Raw genomic sequence first — 21,783 nt, 5'->3', positions numbered from 1 at the left:
TGAGATCATCATAGTTTCCTCTCATGAATCTCTCCGCCGTCGTCAGGGCTCTGCTGCTGCCGCTGATCGCCGGTGCCGCACTGGTGTCACCGGCACCCGCGACAGCAGCGCCCGTCATCACGGCTCAGCCACCCCAACTGCCCAGCCAGTCGACCCTGTTCACCTCGAACACGACCATCAGCGGCCGGACCTATACGTGTTTCCGGGTGCCCTCGCTGGTCAGCACCGGCAACGGGACGCTGATCGCCTTCGCCGAAGCCCGGATGGGCGGCGCGTGCGAGGACACCAAGGAGATGGACATCGTCAGCCGGACGTCGTCCGACGGCGGCGCCACCTGGACCGCGCCGAAAATCATCGCCCGTAGTCTGACCAGCGACCCCGCCGACCTGGGCGTGCCGGCCATCAACGCCCAGCCCACGCCGATCGTCGACGCCACGTACGACAACCCGAACACGGCCTACGAGGGCCAGGTCGTGCTGCTCTACAGCGTGCGGCTGCTCACCAATGGGGGCGTCAACGGCCCGGACGGTCAGCCGAACCGTATCCAGACCTTCGCCATGTACAGCCGTGACGACGGCAGGACCTGGGTCGACCGGACGGACATCACCAGCCAGGTGAACCCCCGGCAGGCCAACCAGCCCGCCACCGAGCAGCAGGGCGTCCGCTTCCTCCAGCCCGGTCCGGGGCACGGCATCCAGTTGCGTCCAGGGGGCGACCATGGGGGTCGGCTCCTGGCGCCCGCGTACCAGAACGGCCGTCCGGGGAGCGACGGAGCGTGGGTGAACGACGGCCATCACGCCTCCGCCCTCTACACCGACGACCACGGGGCCACCTGGCGGCGGGGCAGGATCACCGGCAACGCCACACCGCTGTACGCGGGCGAGGCCAGCATCGCGCAACTGGCCGACGGCAGCCTCTACATGACCTCCCGCAACAACAACGCCGCCACCGACGCCGACGCCACCGCGGGCGCCAACCGCAACAAGGCCGTCAGCACCGACGGCGGCGAGACCTGGGGTACGGTCACCGCGGCCAACCTCCCCGGCGCGCGAGTCTTCGCCCCGGTGCTGTCGCTCAACAGCGTCCCGGACGGCGACAGTTACAACCAGCTGGTGATCACCCAGCCCATCTACCACGACCCCGCGAGTCCGAGACTGCAGGGCACCCTCAAGCTCCGCTCCTCCTTCGACAACGGCGCCACCTGGCAGACGCCCGCCCAGGGTCTGACCATCGCCAAGGCGGGCGCCGGTTACTCCGACCTCACCCGCACCGAGTCCGGCGGGCTCGGAGTGATCTACGAGGCCGGGCCCGACCCGTGGCAGGACACCGACACCACCTACGACCACACCTCGGTCCGCTACACCGTCGTCTCCGCCGGCCAGAGCGTCATCACCGGCCCGGTGACCGGCGCCCGTAGCCCGGACACCGCCGGGGGCAACGCGGCCGTCCTGCGCGGCAGGGCCCGGCTGACCGACGGCAAGTTCGGCCGCGCGCTGACCCTGAGCCCGGACACCTCCGCCGGCTTCGTCGACGTCAACCCGAGCCCCGCGTACGCCGGTCTCAACGGGGACTTCACGGCCGCCGCCGACTTCAAGTACAACTCCACCACCGGAGTGCGGAGCATCCTCTGGGGCTTCGGCGTCGGCGCGGGGCTGCCGCAGCTGTGGATCCGGGCGGAACCCGAGAGCAACCGGATCGTGGCCAACGCCACCACGACGTCCGGCAGCAGGAATCTGACCTCCGCGTCGAGCTACAACGACAACGCCTGGCACCACGTCGCCCTGGTGCGCACCGGCCAGGAGCTGAGTCTGTGGATCGACGGCACCAAGGTCGACACCGACACCGCGCCGACCGGCGCCGTCTCCCCGGCCCGGCCCCAGCCGCTCCAGGTCGGCAACCGGCTGGACGGCGCACAGCCCTTCTCCGGGTCGATCGACAGCGTGGTGCTCTACGACCGGGCCCTGAGCGCGCAGGAGATCTCCGCCGCGGCCACCTCGGACACGTACTCCGGCGCCGCCCCGCTGCTTCATCTGCCGTTCGAGACCGGTGAGGCCGACACCCGCTCCTGGGACGACACCGACGGCGACGGCCAGCTGGACGTCTTCAACCGGACCAGTGACGGCAACCTCTGGTACTTCGCGGGCTTCGGCGACGCCACCACCGGTGAACGGCACCTGGAGAACCGCACTTTGATCGGCGGCACCTTCGGCTCGTCCTTCCACCCGGCCCGCGGCGACTTCAACAACGACGGCCTCGGCGACCTCATCGCCATCAACGACCAGGGTCAGCTGAACTTCTGGCTGGGACAGGGCGACGGCATCCTCTCCGCGCCCACGGTCCTGATGTCGGGCACCTCGTTCAGCACCGTCAAGGCGGTCTCCGGCGGCGACTTCAACGCCGACGGCCTCACCGACATCGTCGGCCTCGGCTTCGACGGCAGCCTGTGGTGGTGGCCCGGAAACGGCGACCGCACCTTCGGCGCCCGGCAGAACCTGGTGACCGGCACCGCCTTCGCCGGCTACTCCGGCGTCCCCACCGGCGACTTCGACGACGACGGCAGGACCGATGTCGCCGCCGTCGACTCGAACGGCACCCTCTGGTGGTGGAAGGGCAACGGCAACGGCGGCCTGGGCGCCGCCCAGCAGTTGGCGTCCGGCACCTCCTTCGCCGCGTACAGCCGCTTCTTCACGGGTGACGTGGACTCCGACGGCCACACCGACTTCGCGGCCGTCGACTCCTCCGGAGCCGCGCGCTGGTGGCCCGGGGACGGCGCCGGGCATGTCTCCGGCACCGCCAGGACGCTCACGGTCCTCTCCCCTGTCGCCGGGACGACGCCCGCCCTCCTGAACGGAGGCGTCTACACCTTCTGACCCGGCTCTGACCCGGCTGTTCAGCGCCGCACGGCATACGCCGGCCCGGCCTCCACCCCCACGTCGGGGTGGAGGCCGGGCGCGTCGGGACGGCGGGCGCCACTTCCGGCGGGCGTCCGGATCAGCGTGCGTGGTTGTGCATGACGTGCTTGGTGCGCGAGTAGTCGTCCAGCGCGTAGAGGGACAGGTCCCGGCCGTAGCCGGAGCCCTTGAAGCCGCCCCAGGGGACCTCTCCCGCCAGGACAAGGTGCGCGTTGACCCAGACGGTGCCGAAGTCGAGGCGCGCGGCGATGTCGTGGCTGCGGCGGGCGTTCTCGGTCCACACCGACGCCGACAGGCCGAGGGGGACGCCGTTGGCCCGTCGTACGGCTTCGTCCTCGTCCGTGAAGGTCTCGACCGAGATCACCGGGCCGAAGACCTCCTCGCGGGCGACCTCGGCGCCGGCGGGGACGTCGACCAGGACGGTCGGGGCCACGAAGTACCCGGGCCCGTCGAGGGCCCCTCCCCCGGTCGCGACGCGGACGCCCTCGGTGCGCGCCCGCTCCAAGTAGCCCGTGACGCGGTCGAAGTGGGCCTTGGAGACCATGGGGCCGACCTCGACGTCCTCCCCCGCCGTCGGTTCGCCGACGACCAGGGAGCGGACCTCGGCGACGAGGTGTTCCACGAACCGCTCGGCGACCGAGGCGTGGACGAGGACGCGGCAGGCGGCCCCGCACTCCTGGCCCGAGTTCCAGAAGCCGGCGGTGCGCAGGGACGACGCGGCTGCCGCGAGGTCGGCGTCCTCGAAGATCACGACGGGGGCCTTGCCGCCCAGTTCGAGGTGGACGCGCTTGAGCGTGTCGGAGGCGGCCCGGGCGACGGCACGGCCGCTGCGCACCGAACCGGTCAGGGCGATCATGTTCACGTCGGGGTGTTCGGCGAGCCGCGCGCCGACGGGCGAGCCGTGTCCGGTGACCACGTTCAGCACGCCGGGCGGCAGCAGGTCGGCGACGAGTTCGGCGAACTTCAGGGTGGTGAGCGGGGTCTGCTCGGACGGTTTGACGACCAGGGTGTTGCCGGCGGCGAGAATGGGCGCGATCTTCCAGGCCGCCATGAGCAGGGGGTAGTTCCACGGGGTGATCACGCCGATCACGCCGAGGGGTTCGCGCAGGATGACCGAGAGATGGTCCTCGGCGTAGTCGCCGGCGGCCATGGATGTGGTCGCGCGCACCGCGCCGGCCATGAAGCGGAAGGTGTCGACGGTCATGGCGACGTCGTCCCGGGACACCGCGAGCGGTTTGCCGGTGCCCGCCGACTCCAGCCGGACGAGGAGGTCGGTGTGCTCGGCCACCCGGTCGGCGAGCGCGTGCAGCACCTCCGAGCGGTCCTTGGGAACGCGCCGGGCCCACGCGTCCTTGGCGGCGAGCGCGGCGGCGACGGCGCGGTCGATGTCCTCGGACGTGCCCTCCGGGATGCGGGCGATGACTGTTTCCGTGCTCGGATCGACCACGTCGATGACACGGTCGGTCGTCGGCTCGACGAACTTGCCGTCGATGAAGTGCCGGGCCGGGGGGAGGTCGGCCTCGGTGATCAGCGGGGGTGCGTCCGCCGCGCGTCGTACCGTGGGCGTCGTCGGGTCGGCCGCGGTGCTCGCGGTCGCGGTGGTCTCGGCTGCGGTGGTCTCGGCTGCGGTGGTCTCGGCTGCGGTGCTCATGGTCGGCTCCTTGCGCGTGGTGTCGTCAGTTCGCCGCGGTCGGCTGCGGGAGTCGCTCGACCAGCGCGGTGATCCTCGCGGTCGTGTCGGCGTCGAGCCCGAGCAGCGGCTCGCGGGGGCCGCCGACGGGGAATCCGGCCGCGTTCAGGGCCGCCTTGACCGCCGGGATGAACGGGGCGGACATGATCGCGTCCATCAGCGGGTAGATCCGTGCCCACTCGGCCCGCGCGCGGGCGAGGTCTCCGTCGCGCAACGCGCGGTGGATCGAGACGAGTTGGGCGGGCATCACGTTCGCCGTGCCCGCCATGACACCGGCGGCGCCCTCGGCGATGGCCTGCAGCAGGAGGCTGTCCCAGCCGACGAAGGTGGAGACGACGTCGCCGTAGCGGTGGATCAGCTGTCCGGCCTGGGCCATGTCGGCGCTGGTGTCCTTGATGTAGCGAATGTTGTCGACCTGGCGGGCGAGTTGTCCGACGGTGTCCGGGGTGAGGTTGACGCCGGTGGCCCCGGGGAGGTTGTAGAGCATGATCGGCAGGTCGACGGCGTCGGCGACGGTACGCAGGTAGTGCAGGGTCTCGTCGAGGGTCAGCGGCTCGTAGTACGGGGTGACCACCATCAGGACCGAGGCGCCGGCGGCCTGCGCGTGGCGGGACAGTTCGACCGCTTCCCTGGTGCTGACCGCGCCGGTCTGCGCGATGACCGGCACCCGTCCGGCCGTCTGGTCGACGACGGTCTCGACGACCAGGCGTCGTTCCGTCGCGGTCATCGCCGCGAACTCCCCCGTGGATCCGCAGGCGACGACGCCGTCGACCCCGCCGTCGATGCTGCGGTCGACCAGGCGGCGCAGGGTCTTCTCGTCGAGTCGCCCGTCCGGCGCGAACGGTGAGGCGAGTGCGGTCAGGACACCGCTGAGCTGTGACGACATGTCTGGGTTCTCCTCGGGTGAGCGGGGCGGTTCGGGGCGGTGGGCCTACGACGCGGCGCCGACCGGTGCCAGGCCGTGCGGGGTCGACTGGCGGTCGGTGGCCAGCAGGCTCCGTGCTTCCTGTGCCGCCGACAGGCCGGACTGGATCGCGGTCTCGGTGTAGAGGGTGCCGAGGTAGTCGCCGGCCAGCAGGACCCGGCCGGTGCGGCGGGTCAGCGTCTGCTGGAGCTTGCCGCGGCCGGGGAAGCAGTACGGGGCGCCCGTGGGCCAGCGCTGGATCTCGGCCTCGACGACGTGGGACGCGAACCCGGGCAGGACCTGGTCGAGGTCGTCGAGGTAGATCCGGCGGATCTCGGCGTCGTCGTGGTCCAGCAGTTCGCGGGCCAGGCTGCCGGGCGAGAACGTCATGATGCTGCTGCCCGGCCGGCGTTCGGCCGCGTAGCCGTGCACCACGTTCGACATGTTCAGCGCGACGTTGAAGGAGCGCTTGGGCGTGGCGATGCCGTAGGCGCCGTCCCAGACCTGGGGTCCGGTCTCGTCGCTGAGGAACGCCGCGCTGACGTAGGGGCCGTACTCGATCTTCGACAGGGCCTCGCGGACGTCACGGTCGAGGTCGACGGCGATGCGGTGGCTGACGGTCGCGGGCGTGGCCAGGACCACGCAGCGGGCCTCGACCTCCTGCTCGACGCCGTCCTGCCGGTAACGGACCACGACGGAGCCGGTCTTCTGCACGATCTCGTCGACCGTGGCGTGGAGCCGCACCCGGTCGCCCAGGGCGGCGGCGATGCTCTCGGTGAGGGTGGAGGGGCCGCCGAGGATGCTCTGCGAGAGGCCGGCCCCGATGTTCCACACCAGGCTGAAGTAGCCGACGCCCGCGCCCGCCGATAGCTGGTCGATGTCGGCGGCCGAGCGGGTCACCGTGGGCTTGAACAGGGCCTCGGCGTCCTCGGGCAGGTCGCCGATGAAGTCCTTGAAGGAGCGGTCGTTCATGAAGCCGTAGATCCGCTGCTGGCGCTGGGCCTCGGTCTCGCCGCGCCGGCGTTCGACGATACGGGCGTAACGGGCCACCTGGAGGGCGACCTTGGCGCCGGCCCGGACCATGCCGACGCGCGCCGACATCGGCATCGGGATGCGGAACGGGTAGGTCTCCACCCGGCCCTTGAGCAGCAGCTTGCCGTTCATGGAGAGGCCGGCGAGGGAGCCGGGTACCGCTACCGCGTCGACCCCGGTGTTGTCGAGGAGCCACGACGTCGCGGAGTTCCCGCCGGCGTAGACATGGCCGCCCCAGTTGAGCCAGTACGGTCCGCGGCGCTCGGACCGGACGCGTCCGCCGATCCGCCCCTCGGATTCGAGGAGGAGGGTGTCCCAGTGCCGCAGGCGCCAGCCGGCGGCGAGGCCCGCTATGCCGCCTCCGACGATCACTACGTCTTTCATCAAGTCCTCCTGCGCGGTCGCGGGTCGGGGTGGGCTCTCGCGGTTCACCGCGCGAGGGTTCGGGTCAGGCGCCGGCGGGGCGGCCGACGGGCCGGGGCCGGGGTGTCAGTGCGGCGGCCTCGTGCAGGGCCAGACCGCGGGTCTCGGGCGCCCACAGGACGGAGACGACGGCGCCGACGAGGCTGATGGCGGCGGCCGCGAGCATGGTGCCGCCGACGCCCCAGCCGGTCAGGGCCATGGGGACGAGGTAGGTGCCGACGGCGGCGCCGATCCGGCTGGCGGAGGAGGCGAGGCCCACCGCGGAGCCGCGTACCTCGGTGGGGAACAGTTCGTTCGGGTAGACCCACTGCAGGATCTGGGTGCCGCCGATGATCACCGCGTACAGGGCGAAGAGGGTCATGATCACGGCCGAGGGCGCGTCGGGGAAGATGCCGAGCAGCAGCAGGGCCAGCCCCGACCAGAGGAAGCTGTGGATCACCAGGGGGCGGCGGCCCATGCGGTTCACACAGAGCAGGGCGACCACGCAGCCGATGAGGAACATCACGGTGATCATGGCTTCGCCGATGTTGGCGAGGCCGCCCTCCAGCCGGAGCGCGTCCAGGATCTTCGGGCCGAAGGCGTAGATGGCGAAGAGCGGGATGATCGAACAGGTCCAGAAGACGGTGATGTAGAGCATCCGGCCGCCGTAGCCGGAGGTCATGATCGCCTTGAGGTCGACGTTCTCGCGCGCCTCCGCCTCGTCGGGCAGGTCGGCGACCGTCACATCGGGGCCGTAGACCTGTCGGAGCACGGCGTCGGCCTCCTCGGTGCGGCCCTTGTTCGCCAGCCAGCGCGGGGACTCGGGGGTGCCGTGGCGCAGCAGCACGATGACGGTGGCGGGCAGTGCGGCGCTGGCCAGCATCCACCGCCAGCCGTCGTCGCCGGTCTGCAGGAGCAGCTCGCCGACGATGTAGGCCACGGCCGCGCCGAGGAACCACATGACGACCAGTCCGCCGAGCAGCGGTCCCCGGTGGCGGCGCGGGGTGAACTCGGCGAGCAGGGAGGTGGCGATGGGGTAGTCCGCGCCGACGGCCATGCCGATGAGCAGCCGCAGGACGAACAGCCAGACCGGGTCGGTGGCCCAGAACTGGGCGACGGAGCAGACGATGATGGCGATCAGGTCGAGCGTGTAGAGGAGTTGGCGGCCGAACCGGTCGGTCAGCCATCCGCCGGCGAACGCACCGAGGAAGATGCCGATGAGGGCGGACGCGCCGATGAGGCCCTGCGCGGAGTCGGACAGGTCCAGTTGCGGGGTGATCTGGACCATGGCGACGCCGATGATGCTCAGGACGTAGCCGTCGAGGAACGGTCCTCCCGAGGAGTACAGCGCCAGTTTCTTGTGGAAGCGCGACAGGGGCGCGTCGTCGAGCCTGTTTCCTGCGGTCTCGCTCATCACGGCCTCCGGGGGCGGTGCCCGGGCCCACACCGCAAGGGTAGGTCCGGGTCCGGATGGGGATTGCCCGCCACCCTAGGATGTGATCACAGATCACACAATGGGTCGGACCCAAGTTCGGATGGCGGACCGGGGTCCGGAGGGCGGGCCGGGGGTGGGCGTTGGTCCAACCTCTGTCCCCGACCAGGCTGTTTATGATTCAGTCGTGCGTATGTCCAAACGGGTTGAGCCGGCGGCCTCCCTGGCCGACCAGGTCTACGCGGTGCTGCACGAGGCGATCACAAGCGGCGAGTACCCCGCCGGCTACCGCTTGCGCATCCGCGATCTGGCCGCCGAGGTGGGCACCAGCGTGATGCCGGTGCGTGAGGCCATCCGGCGTCTGGAGGAGGCCGGCTTCGCCGAGCGCGTCCCGCACAAGGGCGCCGTGGTCAAGGGCCAGAACCTCGCCGAGCTGCTGCACATCTACGACACCCGCCGGGTCCTGGAGATAGAGGCCGCCCAGCGCGGCGCCGCACTGATCGGCGAAGCCGACGCCGCCCGTATGGGCGCGGAGTTCGAGCAGATGCGCAGCGCGATCACCGAGGGCGCCGTCGTCCCGTACCTCGACCACGACGAGGCCCTGCTGACCATCCTGTACGAGGCGGCCGGCAACCCGGTGCTGCTCAACACCATCCGCACCCTGTGGGAACACTGCCGCGCCTACAAGATCGTCGGTGCTCGGGCGACGCTCGACGTCCCCGGCGACGACTCGCTGTGGCGCTTCCAGGAGGATCTGGTCAAGGCCGCGTACGCCCACGACGGCGAGGCCGCGGCGGCCATCACCAACGAGTCGCTGGCCAACGCCACCGACCGGATCAAGGCACAACTGGTCACGCGATAGTCGCGGCAGTCGCCCAGTCGCGGTGACCACGGGGAAGGGCGGCCGACTCGGCCGCCCTTCCCCGTTTCCGTCGGCGTCGAAATTGTGACCGACGCGTTTTCCCAGCTCAGAGGGCATGGAGCTGATGGCCGCGCGAAAAAGATCTGTGATCACATCTTGTCAGGCCTCCGTGAAGGTGCGAAGTTACCTGCCATCACCGACCCCTGAGTCTTCCGGAAACAGGGCCTATGTCGGGATTCCTCCGCTCAGGCATTCAGCCAGGCATGTCAGCCACAGGGAGAGTCATGGAGCGTATGCGCGATGCACGTCTGGTCCGCCTCGGGGCGATCGTCGGATCCGTCGCCCTCATCGGTTCGACGGCGGCCTGCGGGGCGTCGGCGACCACCGCCTCGTCCACCTCCACCCAGGCGGAAGGGGTGGCGAAGAAGGTCGACTCGATCGCCGCCCTCGTCCCCAAGTCGATAGCGGAGAAAGGGACGTTGACGATCGCCGCCGCCACCTATCCCCCGGCGGTGATCGAGCCGGCCGACGGCGGGTCGCCCACCGGCTGGGACGTCGAGAACGTACGGCAGATCGCCGGAGTCCTGGGTCTGAAGGTCGAGATCAAGATCGTCCCGTTCGACGGCATCATCGCCGGGCTCCAGGCCGGCCGTTACGACGGCGCGACCGGGGAGATCTACGCGACCGACGAACGCACGGAGACGGTCACGTTCGTGACCAACCACTCGTCGAGCGACGCCCTCATGGTGCCGGTCGGCAGCAAGATCACCAGCGCGGACAGCGAAACGGACCTGTGCGGGCACACGCTGGCGGCCTCGCTCGGCTCCGCCGAGGCGGCCCTGGCCGGGAAGCTCGCGAAGAAGTGCCGGAGCGCGGGCAAGAGCGCGATCGCTGTGAAGACCTTCAAGTCGCAGGCCGAGGTCAATCTCGCGCTGCAAGGCGGCCGGGTCGACGCGGCGGTGAGCAGCGCCAGCCAGGTCGCCTATGTGATGAGCCAGACCAAGAACCAGTTCAAGCTGGTCGAGCTGCCATGGGCCCCCAAGTACAAGACCGGCTTCGTGCTGGGCCGCAGCGAGGACAGCGCGAAATTCGCCGAGGCGGTTCGGACGGCCACCGACCACCTGATCAAGAACGGTGAGCTGCAGAAGGTCCTCGACGAGTTCAACGCCGGCCAAGGGCTGATCGAGAAGTCCGAGATCCTTCCCTCCTCGGGGAGCAACTGATGAAAGCGGCCACCGCCCTCGACTCGACCCGGGTGGACCCCTCGGCCACCCCGCCCACGGAACTCGTGCGGATGCGCCATCCCGGCCGGGCCCTGTCCGCCCTGGTCGTGCTGGTCGCCGCCGCGAGTCTGGGCTACTCCGCCCTGACCAACGACAACTTCGAGTGGCCGGTCGTCAGGGAGTACCTGTTCCACCCCGAGATCATGGCCGGCCTGCGCACCACCCTGATCCTCACCGCGGTGTCGATGACGCTGGGCATCGTCCTCGGTATCGTGCTGGCGGCCTGCCGGATGTCGGAGAACCGGGTGCTGTCGTCGCTGTCGGGCGCGTATCTGTGGTTCTTCCGCGGCACACCGCTCCTCGTCCAGCTGATCTTCTGGTTCAACCTGTCGGCCCTCTACCCCCGCCTGTCGCTGGGTGTGCCGTTCGGCGGGCCCGAGATCGTCGGCGCGTCCACCAACAGTGTGCTGAACCTGTGGGCCGTCGCCATCATCGGTCTGACCCTCAACGAGTCGGCCTACATGGCCGAGATCGTGCGCGGCGGTCTGCTCTCGGTGCCCCGACACCAGAGCGAGGCGGCCGTGGCGCTCGGGATGAACCGATGGCTCACCTTCTACCGGGTGGTCCTGCCGCAGGCCCTGCGGGTGATCGTCCCGCCCACCGGCAACCAGGTCATCGGGATGCTCAAGCACTCCTCGCTGGTGAGCATCATCGCCCTGGCCGACCTGCTGTACTCGGCGCAGTTGATCTACTCGCAGAACTTCCGCACCATCCCGCTGCTCGTCGTGATCTCGCTCTGGTACCTGGTGTGCACCACGGTGCTGTCCTACGCCCAGGGTCACATCGAGCGTCACTACGGCCGCGGTGTCCATGTCGGCGCGCCCCGGCCCGGCGGACTCGCGAGGCTCCGCTCGCTCGGCACCCGGGTGTCGCGGCGGTCCCGGTCGACCGACTCCCCGACTCCGGCGTGACGACCCGACTCCGGCGTAACGAAAGGACAGGTGAAGACCCCATGAGCGCACCCGTATCCGCGCCCGGCGGCACCGACACCTCGATGACCGGTCCCATCGTCCGGATCATCGACCTCCACAAGAGCTTCGGACCGGTCGAGGTGCTCAAGGGCGTCGACCTGGAGGTGCACCGCGGCCAGGTGGTCGTCATCCTCGGGCGGTCCGGCTCGGGAAAGAGCACCATGCTGCGGTGCGTCAACCACCTCGAACGTCCCTCCCGGGGCACGGTCGTCGTGGACGGCGAGGTGATCGGCTACCGCGTCAAGGGCGACAAACTGCACGAACTGCCGCCGTCGGCGATCGCGAAGCAGCGCACCAGGACGGGCATGGTCTTCCAGGCCTACAACCTCTTCCCGCACATGACGGTGCTGGAGAACCTCATCGAGGCGCCCCGCCGCGTCAAGGGCGTGCACAAGGCCGAGGCGGTGACGGACGCGATGCGGGCGCTGGAGGAGGTCGGCATGGCCCACAAGGCGGACGTCTACCCCGGCACGCTGTCCGGGGGCCAGCAGCAGCGGGTGGCGATCGCGCGTGCGCTGGTCATGAAGCCCAGCGTCATGCTCTTCGACGAGCCGACCTCCGCCCTCGACCCCGAGCTGGTGGGTGAGGTGCTCAACGTCATGAAGCGGCTGGCCACCAGCGGTATGACGATGATGGTGGTCACCCATGAGATCGGCTTCGCCCGGGGCGTCGCCGACGAGGTGGTCTTCATGTCGGAGGGCCGCCTCGTCGAGAAGGGCCCGCCGTCCCAGGTCATCGACGCCCCCGTCCACGAGTCGACCCGGGCCTTCATCGACAGCATCCTGTGACGGCGGGGCCCCTCTCCCCCGCGTGGTCAGGGCCCCCGCGTGGTCAGGCGATGCTGATCGCGCCGGTGAGCAGGGCGAAGACGATGTAGGCGAGGGAGACCGGGATGCCCCAGCGCAGGGCGTGCTTCTGGAAGTCGCCGAGTTCGACCTTGACCAGGCCGAGGAGCACCCAGAGCGGGGCGGAGGTCGGACCCATCATGTGGAGGATCTGGCCGATGGCGCCGGCGCGGGCGATCTCGTTGGCGTCGATGCCGTAGTAAGCGGCGGACTCGGCGAGGACGGGGACGACGCCGAACCAGTAGGCGTCGTTCGACATGAAGAAGCCGAGCGGCAGGGCGAGGACGGCGGTGAACAGGGGGATGAGGTTGCCCATGGAGTCGGGTACGACGGAGAGGGCGGCGTTCGCCATGGCCTTGATCATTCCGGCGTCGGTCATGATGCCGGTGAAGACGCCGGCGGCCAGGACGAGGATCATCACGGGGACGGCGTTGGCGGCCTGACGCTTGATCAGTTCCTGCTGGTCGCCGATGGAGCGGATGTTGACGAGCAGGGCGATGACGAACGCGACCATGAACAGCACGACCAGGTCGGCCAGTTCGAGGATCAGCAGGACCATCAGCAGCAGGGTGAGGGCCGCGTTGAACCACATGCGCCAGTCCGCCTTCACCGGCTCGAACGCCTCGCCGGAGGCGATCTCCAGCTTGTAGGCGGCGAGCTTCTCCGCGTCGATCTTGTGGCGTTCGCGCAGGCCGAGCCAGTAGGCGACGGCGATGATGGCGAGGCTGGTGAGGGCCATGGGGCCGATCATGTGGACGAAGTACTCGGTGGCGCTCAGATGCAGGACGCTGATGCCGCGGGTGGCGGCGCCGCCCCAGGGGGTGGTGCCGGAGATGGTGCCCAGTGCCATCGCAGCGAGGGTGGCGAGGATCAGGGGGTTCATGCCGAGGCGCCGGTAGATGGGCAGGAACGCCGAGCAGATGATCATGTAGCTGGTGGTGCCGTCACCGTCGAGGGCGACGAGCAGGGCCAGTACGGCGGTGCCGACGACGATGCGGACCGGGTCGCCCTTGGAGGCGCGGACGATGGCCTGGCAGACCGGTTCGAAGAGTTTGACCTCCATCATGAGGCCGAAGTAGAGGACGGCGAACAGCAGCAGGGCCGCGGTGGGCGCGACGGTCTCCAGACCGCTCATGATCATGTCGCCCAGCTTGCCGCCCTTGCCCGCGACGAGGGCGGCGGCGATCGGCGTGAGCATGATGGCGGTGAACGCGGAAAGGTACTTCCGCATCACGAGCAGCATGAAGCTGCCCAGGGTGGCGAAGCCGAGTACGGCGAGCATCGTTGCTCCTTGGGGCAGAACCGGGGGCCGCCGGTCGGCCGGCGGCGGAGGACTCGCGGGTCAGCGCGTGACGAGCACGCGGGCCGGCGCGTAGTGGGCCGGGCCCGCCGGGGCACGCGGTGCCGTACCCGGCTCGTGCGTGGGGTCGGTCATGGTGTGTGCGGCTCCTGTACGTGCATGGGTGGCAGCTCCGTGCTGGGGGCTGCGCCCCGTGCCGGGGGGTGAGGACCATGTGCTCGGAGGGCGGCGCGATGTCCGGTCGGGCGGGGTCGACAGGGCGTGACTGGGGGTGTGACAAGGGCGTGGCTTGGGGTGCGACAGGGGTGTGACAGAGTGCGCCCGACATGGCGGACACCTCCGGCGGCGGCTCGCGCACCGGGGACCGTCCGGGCCGCTTCCGGACTTCCGGACAACCGGTTTACCGGATGGCCGGTAGGTAACTAGAATTCGGCCACCACGTCAATACCGAAGTGAGGGAATCCATGGCCGAACTCGGGCGGATCACGGTCGAGCCGCGGGAACCGCTGGCCGCCGAGGTCTCCAGGCGCTTGATCGACTACCTGATGTCCGGTGAGGTGCAGCCCGGCGACCGCATTCCCTCCGAGCGGCAGCTCACCGAGATGCTCGGCGTGAACCGCCCCACCGTGCGCGAGGCCATCAAGTCACTGGGTTTCCTGGGCCTGTTGGAGATCCGCCAGTCCAGCGGAACGTACTTCCGCGGCGCGGACTCCGATGTGCTCTACCGCCTGTTCGAACTCGGCCTGGTGCTCGGCGAGCGCGGCGCCCGGGACATGGTGCGGGCCCGCGCGGAGCTGGAGGTGGTCGTGGCCGGACTGGCCGCGCAGGCCCGCGACGACGCCGGCGTACAGCTGCTGCGCGCCCGGCTGGCGGCCATGCGGGAGTGCCCGGACGAGGAGTTCCCCGAAGCGGACACCGCCTTTCACGCGGCGCTGGGCGAGCTGGCCGGAAACACCGTGCTGCGGGACATGCTCAAGGGCATGCGCGCCATGATCCAGCGCGGCTGGGTGCAGCGCACCGGGTCCGTACGCCCCCGCGAGGTGGCCTACGCGGACCACGTACCCATCTTCGAGGCCGTCGCCGCCGGGGACCCGGACGAGGCCCGCGCCGCGATGGCCCGCCATATGGAGGGGGCGTCCCAGCGGCTGATGGAGGCCCTGGAGCAGCGCGGGGAGTGAGACACGGCGAGTGAGACCCGAGGGGCCGTCGGACCAGGTTCGACGGCCCCTCGCCTGTCACCACTGGGCCGTGCGCACGCCCGCGTCGGCACTTCGGCGAGACCAGCGGAGCCCTGCATCAGCTCAACCGGTTGACCGGTTTACCAGTCACCTCTAGAGTGGTGGCCGCGGCAGCACAGCCGCACGTCGGTCGAGAACCTCGTCGGTCCTCGTCTACCGGAAGAGGAATCAACCCGGTGCTCGCACATCACCCGCTGGTCGCCATGATCCACGCCGTGCCCTCCGGCGCCCGTACGGCTCAGGAAGCCTTCGCACGGGACTTTCCCGAGGCCCGTGTCTGGAACGTGCTGGACGACCGGCTCCTGGACGACGTCCGGGACGCCGGCGGTCTCACCGACACCCTGCGCCGGCGCATGCTCCGTCTGATGAGCCATGTGATGGACAGCGGCGCCCAGGGCCTGTTGCTGACCTGCTCCTCCTACGGTGAGGTCGTGGACACCGCCCGCACGCTGTGGCCCGTGCCGATCCTGAAGTCGGACGAGGCCATGTTCAAGGCCGCCCTCGCCGGGACGTACCGGCGGATCGCCGTCGTCGCCTCCACCGGGCCCGCCGTCCCCGCCGCCGTCGCGCAGCTCGACGCGCTGGTGCCGACCGTGCGCCCCGGCCGCCCCCTCGACGTCGTGACCGCGCTGAGCGAGGACGCGGCCACGGCGGACGGCGCCGAGGAGACGGCCCGCCGTCTCGCCGTCGCGCTGCGGACCGCCGGTGGAGCCGAGGCCGACGCGGTGCTGCTGGCGCAGTACTCCCTGACTCCCGCCCGTGACGCGCTGGCCGAACTCCTGGGGGTGCCGGTCCTCGACGGTGCCGGCGCCGCCGCCCGCGAACTACGGGAGCTGCTGGTCCCCGCAGCGCGAGAGCGCCACACCGAGGCGGTCGCGCCGTGAGCGCGGGGCTGCACCTGCCCTGGCCGCTGGCGTACACCGTCTCCGGCGACGACTGCCGTACGCCCGTCCCGCTCGGGTTCGACGCTCCGCTCGCCGACGCGGCCCGGCAGTTGGCCGGACTCGGCTACGACGGTGTCGAGGTGCAGGTCCGCGAGGTCACCGCGCGTGACGCCGAGGCCCTGGTCCGCGCCGTCGAGGGCAGCGGTCTGAAGGTGCTGGGCATCGGGACCGGTCCGGTCGCCGCGCAGGACCGGCTGACCCTGACCGACCCCTCGCCCGACGTACGCCGTCACGCACTGGGCCGGCTGGTGGGCGCCGCCCGGCTGGCCGGAGCGCTGGGGGTGCCCGTGACGCTCGGTCAGACCCGGGGTGTCTTCCTGCCCGGCCTTGAGGACGTGCAGCGGGCCTGGGCGGAGCGCGGTGTCCGGCAGCTGGCCGAGGAGGCCGCCGGGCGGTGCGTCCGGCTGCTGCTGGAGCCGCAGAAACGGAGCAACACCTCGCTGTGGCACACCCCCGACGAGGCGCTCGCCGCTCTGCCCTCGCTCGGCGGGAACGCCCAACTGGTCCTGGACACCCACCACTTGGAGGCCGAGGGCGTCGATCCCGTACGAGCCGTCACGGACCTCGCCGGCGTCACGGGCTGCCTCCAGCTCGCCGCGCCCGTCGGCCGGGGCCCGCTGACCGTCGGCGATCCACGGCTGCCCGCCCTGCTGAACGGGCTGCGCGACGGCGGCTTCGCGGGCTGGCTGACGCTGGAGCACACCCAGGAGGGTGACAGCGCCGCGGCCGCCGCCCGCTCGTTCGCCGCGCTGACGGACGCCGCCGCTTCCACCGAACCGAGCCGACGCCCCTGCTCCCCATCGGTTCGACGCCCCGACTCCCCTGCTCCTTACCGCTCTTCAGAGAGGAACCCCGCATCATGAGCACCACCTACCGCCTCGGTGTCCTGGACGGCGACGGCATCGGTCCGGAGATCGTCCCGTCGTCCGTGGAGATCGCCACCGCCGCCGCGCAGGCCGCGGGCGTCTCCGTCGACTGGGTCACGCTGCCGCTCGGCGCGACCGCCATCGAGACCCATGGCACCCCCGTCCCGGAGGAGACCGAGCAGGCCCTGGCCGACCTGGACGGCTGGTTCCTCGGCCCGCACGACTCCGTGTCCTACCCCGAGCCGCACAAGTCCGCGCTCAACCCCTCGGGCACCCTGCGCAAGCACTTCCAGCTCTTCGCCAACATCCGCCCCGCCAAGAGCTTCCCCGGGGCGAAGGCCGTCTGCGACAGCGCCGATCTCGTGATCGTCCGGGAGAACACCGAGGGCTTCTACGCCGACCGCAACACCTACGCGGGCACCGGTGAGTTCAGCCCGGTCGAGGGTGTCGCCATCGCCATGGGCATCATCACCCGCGCCGCCACCGAACGCGTCGCCCGGGTCGCCTTCGACCTGGCCCGCTCGCGCCGCAAGAAGCTCACGATCGTCCACAAAGCCAACGTCCTCAAGCTCACCACCGGACTCTTCCGCACGGTGTGCCAGGAGGTCGCCGAGGAGTACCCGGACGTGGCGGTGGACGACTTCCACATCGACGCCATGACCGTCCATCTGGTGCGGCGCGCCCAGGACTTCGACGTCATCGTCACCGAGAACATGTTCGGCGACATCCTCTCCGACCTCGCCGGCGAGATCTCCGGCTCGCTCGGCACCGCGCCCTCCATCAGCGCCTCCGCCGACCGCGCGATGGCCCAGGCGTCCCACGGTTCCGCCCCCGACATCGCCGGGCGCGACATCGCCAACCCGGTCGCCATGATCCTCTCCGGCGCCATGCTCTTCGAGTGGCTCGGCGCGAAGCACGGGGACGAGGCCGCGGGACGCGTCGCGAAGATCATCGACAAGGGGGTGGCCGAGGCGATCGCCTCCGGCGTCTCCACCCGCGACCTGGGTGGTTCCTCCTCCACCACCGAGTTCACCGCCGCCGTCATCAAGGCGATCGCCGCCGGCGCCGGTCAGGGCTGACGGCCCGGAGCGCCGAGCGCCGACGCGCGGACGTTCTCGTGCGGGGCACCCGACACGGCGACGCCCTCGCCCGGGGCACCCCGTCGTACGTCGCCCGCGCGCCGGGTGACCGCACATGCCCCGCCCGCGCGCCCGGTGCCACCCGCGCCACCGGGCGGGGCCACTCCCCCGGTCACCCCAGTCCCGCCTTCCACCTGCCCCACCCGCCCCACCTGGAGAGACTCCGACCATGCCTCTGCGCATCGGCTGCACAGCAGACGACTTCACCGGCGGCACCGATGTCGCCGCCGCCTTCCGGCGCGCCGGCCTGCGCACCGCTCTGGTCTTCGGCACGCCGGACTCCGACACGGCCCTGCCCGCCGGGTGCGACGCCGCCGTGGTAGCCCTCAAGTCCCGTTCCACGCCCGCGGACCAGGCCGTCGCGGAGTCCCTCGGCGCCCAGCGGTGGCTGTGGGAGCGGGGCGCGGCACAGGTCTACTTCAAGTACTGCTCCACCTTCGACTCCACCCCCGAGGGCAACATCGGCCCGGTCGCCGACGCGCTGCTGGACGCGGCCGGAGCGGGCATCACCCTGCACTGCCCGGCCTCCCCGCCCAACGGCCGGACCGTCTACCAGGGCCATCTGTTCGTCCACGACCAGCTGTTGTCCGACTCCCCGCTGCGGCACCACCCGCTGAACCCGATGACGGACTCCGCCCTGGTCCGGCTGCTGTCGGCCCAGACCCGGCACCGCGTCGCCCTCATCGACTGGGCGACGGTGCGGCGGGGTGCCGACGCCGTCCGTGACGCGCTGCTCGCCCACCAGCGGGACGGCGTACGGCATGTCATCGCCGACGCGCTCACCGACGCCGACCTCGCCGTGCTCGGCGCCGCGTGTCTCGAACTGCCCGTCGTCGCCGGCGCGGCGGGGCTGGCCGAGGGCCTCGGCCACGCCTGCCCCGACAGCGGTCCGGCCACCGCTGTCGCCGTGCCGCGCGAGGGCCGGGCCGCCGTGGTGGCGGGCAGCTGCTCGGCACGCACCCTGGAGCAGATCGCCCACTTCCACGCCGCCGGTCTGCCCTCCCTCCGCCTCGACGTCCTCGCCGACGCGGCCGGACGCGACGTGGCGGGCGAGGCACTGGCCTGGTTCGAGGCCCAGGACCCCGGCCTGCCCGTCCTGATCCACGCCTCCGCCGCGCCCGAGGAACTCGCCGCCGTCCAGGCCCGGTTGGGCGTCACCGAGGCGGCCGCCCGGGTCGAGGAGCTGCTGGGCACGATCGCCGTCCACCTCGTCGAACAGGGCGTACGGCGGCTGCTGGTGGCGGGCGGGGAGACCTCCGGCGCCGTCACCACGGCCCTCGGCATCCGTGCCGTCCTGGTCGGCGACGAAGCGGATCCCGGCGTGCCGTGGACCCATGCCACCACCAGGGCCGGTGATCTCGCGCTGATGCTGAAGTCGGGCAACTTCGGCGCGCCCGACCTGTTCACCCGTGCCCTCGGCGACGGAGGGTCCCGGTGAGCCCGTACGCCGACGAGGCCGCCGCCCGCGCGCTGATCGTCCGTACGGCGCGCTCCCTGTTCGCCCGCGGTCTGACCCACGGCTCGACCGGCAATCTGTCGGTCCGCCTCGCCGACGGCGGTCTGCTGCTCACGCCCACCAGCTCCAGTCTGGGTACGGTCGCGGAACACGAGCTGTCCCGCACGGATCCGGCGGGCCGTCCCCTCGGCGGCCCGCCGCCCACCAAGGAGACCTTCCTGCACGCCGCGTTCTACCGGGCCCGGCCCGGCGCGCACGCGGTGGTGCATCTGCACTCCACGTACGCCGCCGCCGTCTCCTGCCTGGACGGCCTCGATCCCGCCGCCGCGCTACCGCCGCTGACCGCGTACTACGCCATGCGCGTCGGCACCCTGCCGCTCCTGCCGTACCACGCTCCCGGCGACAGCGGCCTGGAGGCACGGGCCGAACGCACCGCGCGCGACCACCACGCGGTTCTCCTCGCCAACCACGGACCCGTCGTCGCCGGTGCCACGCTGGAGCAGGCCACCGACGCCATGGAGGAGTTGGAGCAGACCGCCAGACTTCATCTTCTCCTCCGGGGGCACGCCACCCGCCCCCTCACCCCCGAGCAGGCCGCCGTGCTCGCGCCCACTCCTTCCTGACGGCCGGACCAGCGCGAACACGGCGGCCCCCAGCCCAGCGAAAGGCCACACCGTGCCCGATTTCCTCACCCCCGTCCCCACCGCCGACCTCGTCGACCGGTACGGCGCCGAACTGCGCGTCTGCGATGTGCAGTTCCGTCAGTTCGGTGCGCACCGCGCCTTCGCCGGACCCGTGCGCACGGTCGCGTGCCACGAGGACAACGGCCTGCTCCGCGAATTGCTGCGCACCCCCGGCGACGGCGCCGTCCTCGTCGTGGACGGTCTGGGCTCCCTGCGCACCGCCCTGGTCGGCGATCTCATCGCCGGTGCCGCCCAGGACAACGGCTGGGCCGGCCTGGTCCTGCACGGCGCCGTCCGCGACAGCGCCGTCCTCGCCGAACTCCGGCTCGGCGTCAAGGCGTTGGGCACCATCCCCCGCAAGAGCGGCAAGGACGGCACGGGCGCCCTCGACGTCCCCGTCACCTTCGGCGGCGTCACCTTCCACCCCGGCGACATCCTCCACGCGGACGACGACGGGATCGCGCTCCTTCCGTCCCCGCCCGCCACGAAGTAGCCGACGGGGCCCGTGCGCGGTGGGACACCACCGCGCACGGGTCCGCGGTGGGACACCACCGCGTTTTCGGGGATCACACGCTCAGTCCAGACAGAACTCGTTGCCCTCGATGTCCTGCATCACGATGCACGACTCGTTGTACTCGTCGGCCAGCAGCACGCGTTCGCGGGTCGCGCCGAGCGCGATCAGCCGGTCGCACTCGGCCTGGAGCGCGGCGAGGCGCTCCTCGCCCACCAGCCCGGTGCCGACCCGCACATCGAGGTGCACCCGGTTCTTGACGACCTTGCCTTCGGGAACCCGCTGGAAGTACATGCGCGGGCCCACCCCGGTGGGGTCGCCGCAGACGAACCCCGCGCCCTGCCGCTCGGGCGGCAGCGAGCGGTCGTAATCGGCCCACGTCGCGAACCCCTCCGGCGGGGGCGGTACGACGTACCCCAGCACCTCGCACCAGAAGCGGGCCACACGCTCGGGGTCCGCACAGTCGAAGGTCACCTGGAACTGCCTGATCGTTGACATCGGCGCACCTTAGCAAAGGGCCCCGGGCAGCGGCTCGGTCCCGCCCGGCTCCTCGAAGTAGGCGGCGCTCTCCGCGTCCGCGGGGTAGTACGACTCGATCGCGACCTCGTCCAGAGTGATGTCCATCGGGGTGCCGAAGGTGGTGATGGTCGAGAACAGTCGCAGCTCTCGTCCGTCGAGGCGAAGGATCATCGGGATCAGGACGTCGGAGGCGACCGATCGGCCGGGCCCGTCCTCGGCGGTGGGGTCCAGCAGTTCCTCGTAGAGCGCGGCGAGTTCGGCGTCGGGGGCGAGGGCGAGCTGACGCGTGAGCCGGGAGCGGAACATCGTCCGTACGTCGGCCAGGTTGACGACGAGCGGAGCGAATCCGCGCGGGTCCAGTCCCAGCCGCACCAGATTGACCGGCGGCCGGAGCAGGTCGGGGTGGACGCCCGCGAAGAACGGCTCGACCGCGCGATTGGTCATCACGATGTTCCACCGGCGGTCGAAGGCCAGCGCCGGGTACGGCTCGTGCGCGCGGAGCACCCTCGCGACCGCGTCCCGGGCCGCCGACAACGCGGCGTCGTCGAGCGGCCGTTCGGCGTACCGGGGTGCGAACCCTGCCGCTAGCAGCAGCCGGTTGCGCTCGCGCAACGGCACATCGAGCTGGTCCGCGAGCCGGAGGACCATGTCGGCGCTCGGGTTGGACCTGCCCGTCTCGACCAGGCTGACGTGACGAGCGGAGACGTCGGCCGCGATCGCGAGATCGAGCTGGCTGAGTCGTCGGCGATGCCGCCACTGCCGTAAGAGTTCCCCCACGGTATGCACGGTCGTCG

At 71.1% G+C, this 21,783-nt stretch carries 19 protein-coding genes; 12 read left to right on the top strand and 7 right to left on the bottom strand.

The annotated features are described in order from the left end of the window. Positions 1 to 23: 23 nt before the first annotated feature. Positions 24 to 2,870, top strand: a complete 2,847-nt coding sequence (locus ACZ7MG_RS05465) for an FG-GAP-like repeat-containing protein (RefSeq protein WP_471394092.1) — start codon at positions 24 to 26, stop codon at positions 2,868 to 2,870. Positions 2,871 to 2,991: 121 nt separating this feature from the next. Here ACZ7MG_RS05465 and ACZ7MG_RS05460 read toward each other — a convergent pair whose 3' ends face one another. The 4 genes from ACZ7MG_RS05460 to ACZ7MG_RS05445 form a co-directional block, all read right to left on the bottom strand. Further along, positions 2,992 to 4,563 carry an aminobutyraldehyde dehydrogenase gene (locus ACZ7MG_RS05460; RefSeq protein WP_471394095.1) on the bottom strand — a complete coding sequence of 524 codons (1,572 nt, stop codon included), beginning with the start codon at positions 4,561 to 4,563 and terminating at the stop codon, positions 2,992 to 2,994. A gap of 25 nt (positions 4,564 to 4,588) precedes the next feature. Then, positions 4,589 to 5,488, bottom strand: a complete 900-nt coding sequence (gene dapA, locus ACZ7MG_RS05455; RefSeq protein WP_471394098.1) for a 4-hydroxy-tetrahydrodipicolinate synthase — start codon at positions 5,486 to 5,488, stop codon at positions 4,589 to 4,591. Positions 5,489 to 5,533: 45 nt separating this feature from the next. Next, complete coding sequence (locus ACZ7MG_RS05450) at positions 5,534 to 6,922, bottom strand: NAD(P)/FAD-dependent oxidoreductase (RefSeq protein ID WP_471394100.1); 1,389 nt, start codon at positions 6,920 to 6,922, stop codon at positions 5,534 to 5,536. Positions 6,923 to 6,986: 64 nt separating this feature from the next. Beyond that, positions 6,987 to 8,354: an MFS transporter gene (locus ACZ7MG_RS05445; RefSeq protein WP_471394103.1), complete on the bottom strand. Its 1,368-nt coding sequence runs from the start codon at positions 8,352 to 8,354 to the stop codon at positions 6,987 to 6,989. 211 nt (positions 8,355 to 8,565) lie between these two features. Between ACZ7MG_RS05445 and ACZ7MG_RS05440 the strand changes: the two genes are divergently transcribed. The 4 genes from ACZ7MG_RS05440 to ACZ7MG_RS05425 all read left to right on the top strand — a co-directional run bounded on the left by ACZ7MG_RS05440 (position 8,566) and on the right by ACZ7MG_RS05425 (position 12,276). Then, the gene (locus ACZ7MG_RS05440) at positions 8,566 to 9,234 is read left to right on the top strand and encodes a GntR family transcriptional regulator (protein ID WP_471394106.1); all 669 of its coding nucleotides are present in this window, start codon (positions 8,566 to 8,568) and stop codon (positions 9,232 to 9,234) included. Positions 9,235 to 9,527: 293 nt separating this feature from the next. Beyond that, complete coding sequence (locus tag ACZ7MG_RS05435; RefSeq protein ID WP_471394109.1) at positions 9,528 to 10,457, top strand: transporter substrate-binding domain-containing protein; 930 nt, start codon at positions 9,528 to 9,530, stop codon at positions 10,455 to 10,457. After that, entirely contained in the window at positions 10,457 to 11,428 is a 972-nt protein-coding gene (locus ACZ7MG_RS05430) for an amino acid ABC transporter permease (RefSeq protein WP_471394112.1), read from the top strand. The genes ACZ7MG_RS05435 and ACZ7MG_RS05430 overlap by 1 nt, the downstream gene beginning before the upstream one ends. Before the next feature lie 41 nt (positions 11,429 to 11,469). Beyond that, entirely contained in the window at positions 11,470 to 12,276 is an 807-nt protein-coding gene (locus ACZ7MG_RS05425) for an amino acid ABC transporter ATP-binding protein (protein WP_471394115.1), read from the top strand. Positions 12,277 to 12,319: 43 nt separating this feature from the next. Here ACZ7MG_RS05425 and ACZ7MG_RS05420 read toward each other — a convergent pair whose 3' ends face one another. Continuing rightward, the gene (locus tag ACZ7MG_RS05420; protein ID WP_471394118.1) at positions 12,320 to 13,615 is read right to left on the bottom strand and encodes a CitMHS family transporter; all 1,296 of its coding nucleotides are present in this window, start codon (positions 13,613 to 13,615) and stop codon (positions 12,320 to 12,322) included. Positions 13,616 to 14,097: 482 nt separating this feature from the next. Here ACZ7MG_RS05420 and ACZ7MG_RS05415 point away from each other — a divergent pair, with 482 nt between their 5' ends. The 7 genes from ACZ7MG_RS05415 (at position 14,098) to rraA (ending at position 20,452) form a co-directional block, all read left to right on the top strand. Further along, complete coding sequence (locus ACZ7MG_RS05415; protein ID WP_471394121.1) at positions 14,098 to 14,811, top strand: FadR/GntR family transcriptional regulator; 714 nt, start codon at positions 14,098 to 14,100, stop codon at positions 14,809 to 14,811. Positions 14,812 to 15,047: 236 nt separating this feature from the next. Then, positions 15,048 to 15,755 (top strand): aspartate/glutamate racemase family protein, encoded by a 708-nt coding sequence (locus ACZ7MG_RS05410; RefSeq protein WP_471394124.1) that lies wholly within the window; start codon positions 15,048 to 15,050, stop codon positions 15,753 to 15,755. Further along, positions 15,752 to 16,678, top strand: coding sequence for a sugar phosphate isomerase/epimerase family protein (locus ACZ7MG_RS05405; RefSeq protein ID WP_471394127.1), 927 nt, complete (start codon positions 15,752 to 15,754; stop codon positions 16,676 to 16,678). The genes ACZ7MG_RS05410 and ACZ7MG_RS05405 overlap by 4 nt, the downstream gene beginning before the upstream one ends. After that, complete coding sequence (locus ACZ7MG_RS05400) at positions 16,675 to 17,760, top strand: isocitrate/isopropylmalate dehydrogenase family protein (RefSeq protein ID WP_471394130.1); 1,086 nt, start codon at positions 16,675 to 16,677, stop codon at positions 17,758 to 17,760. Before ACZ7MG_RS05405 ends, ACZ7MG_RS05400 begins: the two co-directional genes overlap by 4 nt. A 229-nt stretch (positions 17,761 to 17,989) precedes the next feature. Further along, positions 17,990 to 19,258 carry a 3-oxo-tetronate kinase gene (gene otnK, locus ACZ7MG_RS05395; protein ID WP_471394132.1) on the top strand — a complete coding sequence of 423 codons (1,269 nt, stop codon included), beginning with the start codon at positions 17,990 to 17,992 and terminating at the stop codon, positions 19,256 to 19,258. Continuing rightward, positions 19,255 to 19,899 carry a 3-oxo-tetronate 4-phosphate decarboxylase gene (gene otnC, locus ACZ7MG_RS05390; RefSeq protein ID WP_471394135.1) on the top strand — a complete coding sequence of 215 codons (645 nt, stop codon included), beginning with the start codon at positions 19,255 to 19,257 and terminating at the stop codon, positions 19,897 to 19,899. Before otnK ends, otnC begins: the two co-directional genes overlap by 4 nt. 52 nt (positions 19,900 to 19,951) lie before the next feature. Then, a complete protein-coding gene (rraA, locus tag ACZ7MG_RS05385) occupies positions 19,952 to 20,452 on the top strand; it encodes a ribonuclease E activity regulator RraA (protein ID WP_471394138.1) in 501 nt (166 codons plus the stop codon). An 81-nt stretch (positions 20,453 to 20,533) separates the two neighbouring features. Here rraA and ACZ7MG_RS05380 read toward each other — a convergent pair whose 3' ends face one another. Both ACZ7MG_RS05380 and ACZ7MG_RS05375 read right to left on the bottom strand, forming a co-directional pair. Further along, positions 20,534 to 20,968 carry a VOC family protein gene (locus ACZ7MG_RS05380; protein ID WP_471394140.1) on the bottom strand — a complete coding sequence of 145 codons (435 nt, stop codon included), beginning with the start codon at positions 20,966 to 20,968 and terminating at the stop codon, positions 20,534 to 20,536. 9 nt (positions 20,969 to 20,977) lie between these two features. Continuing rightward, entirely contained in the window at positions 20,978 to 21,775 is a 798-nt protein-coding gene (locus ACZ7MG_RS05375; RefSeq protein ID WP_471394142.1) for a helix-turn-helix domain-containing protein, read from the bottom strand. Positions 21,776 to 21,783: the final 8 nt, after the last annotated feature.

The organism is Streptomyces sp. NPDC107538 (assembly GCF_055657445.1).
Note: the sequence above shows the minus strand (reverse complement) of the source record. Positions and strands in the feature narration are given on the sequence as shown.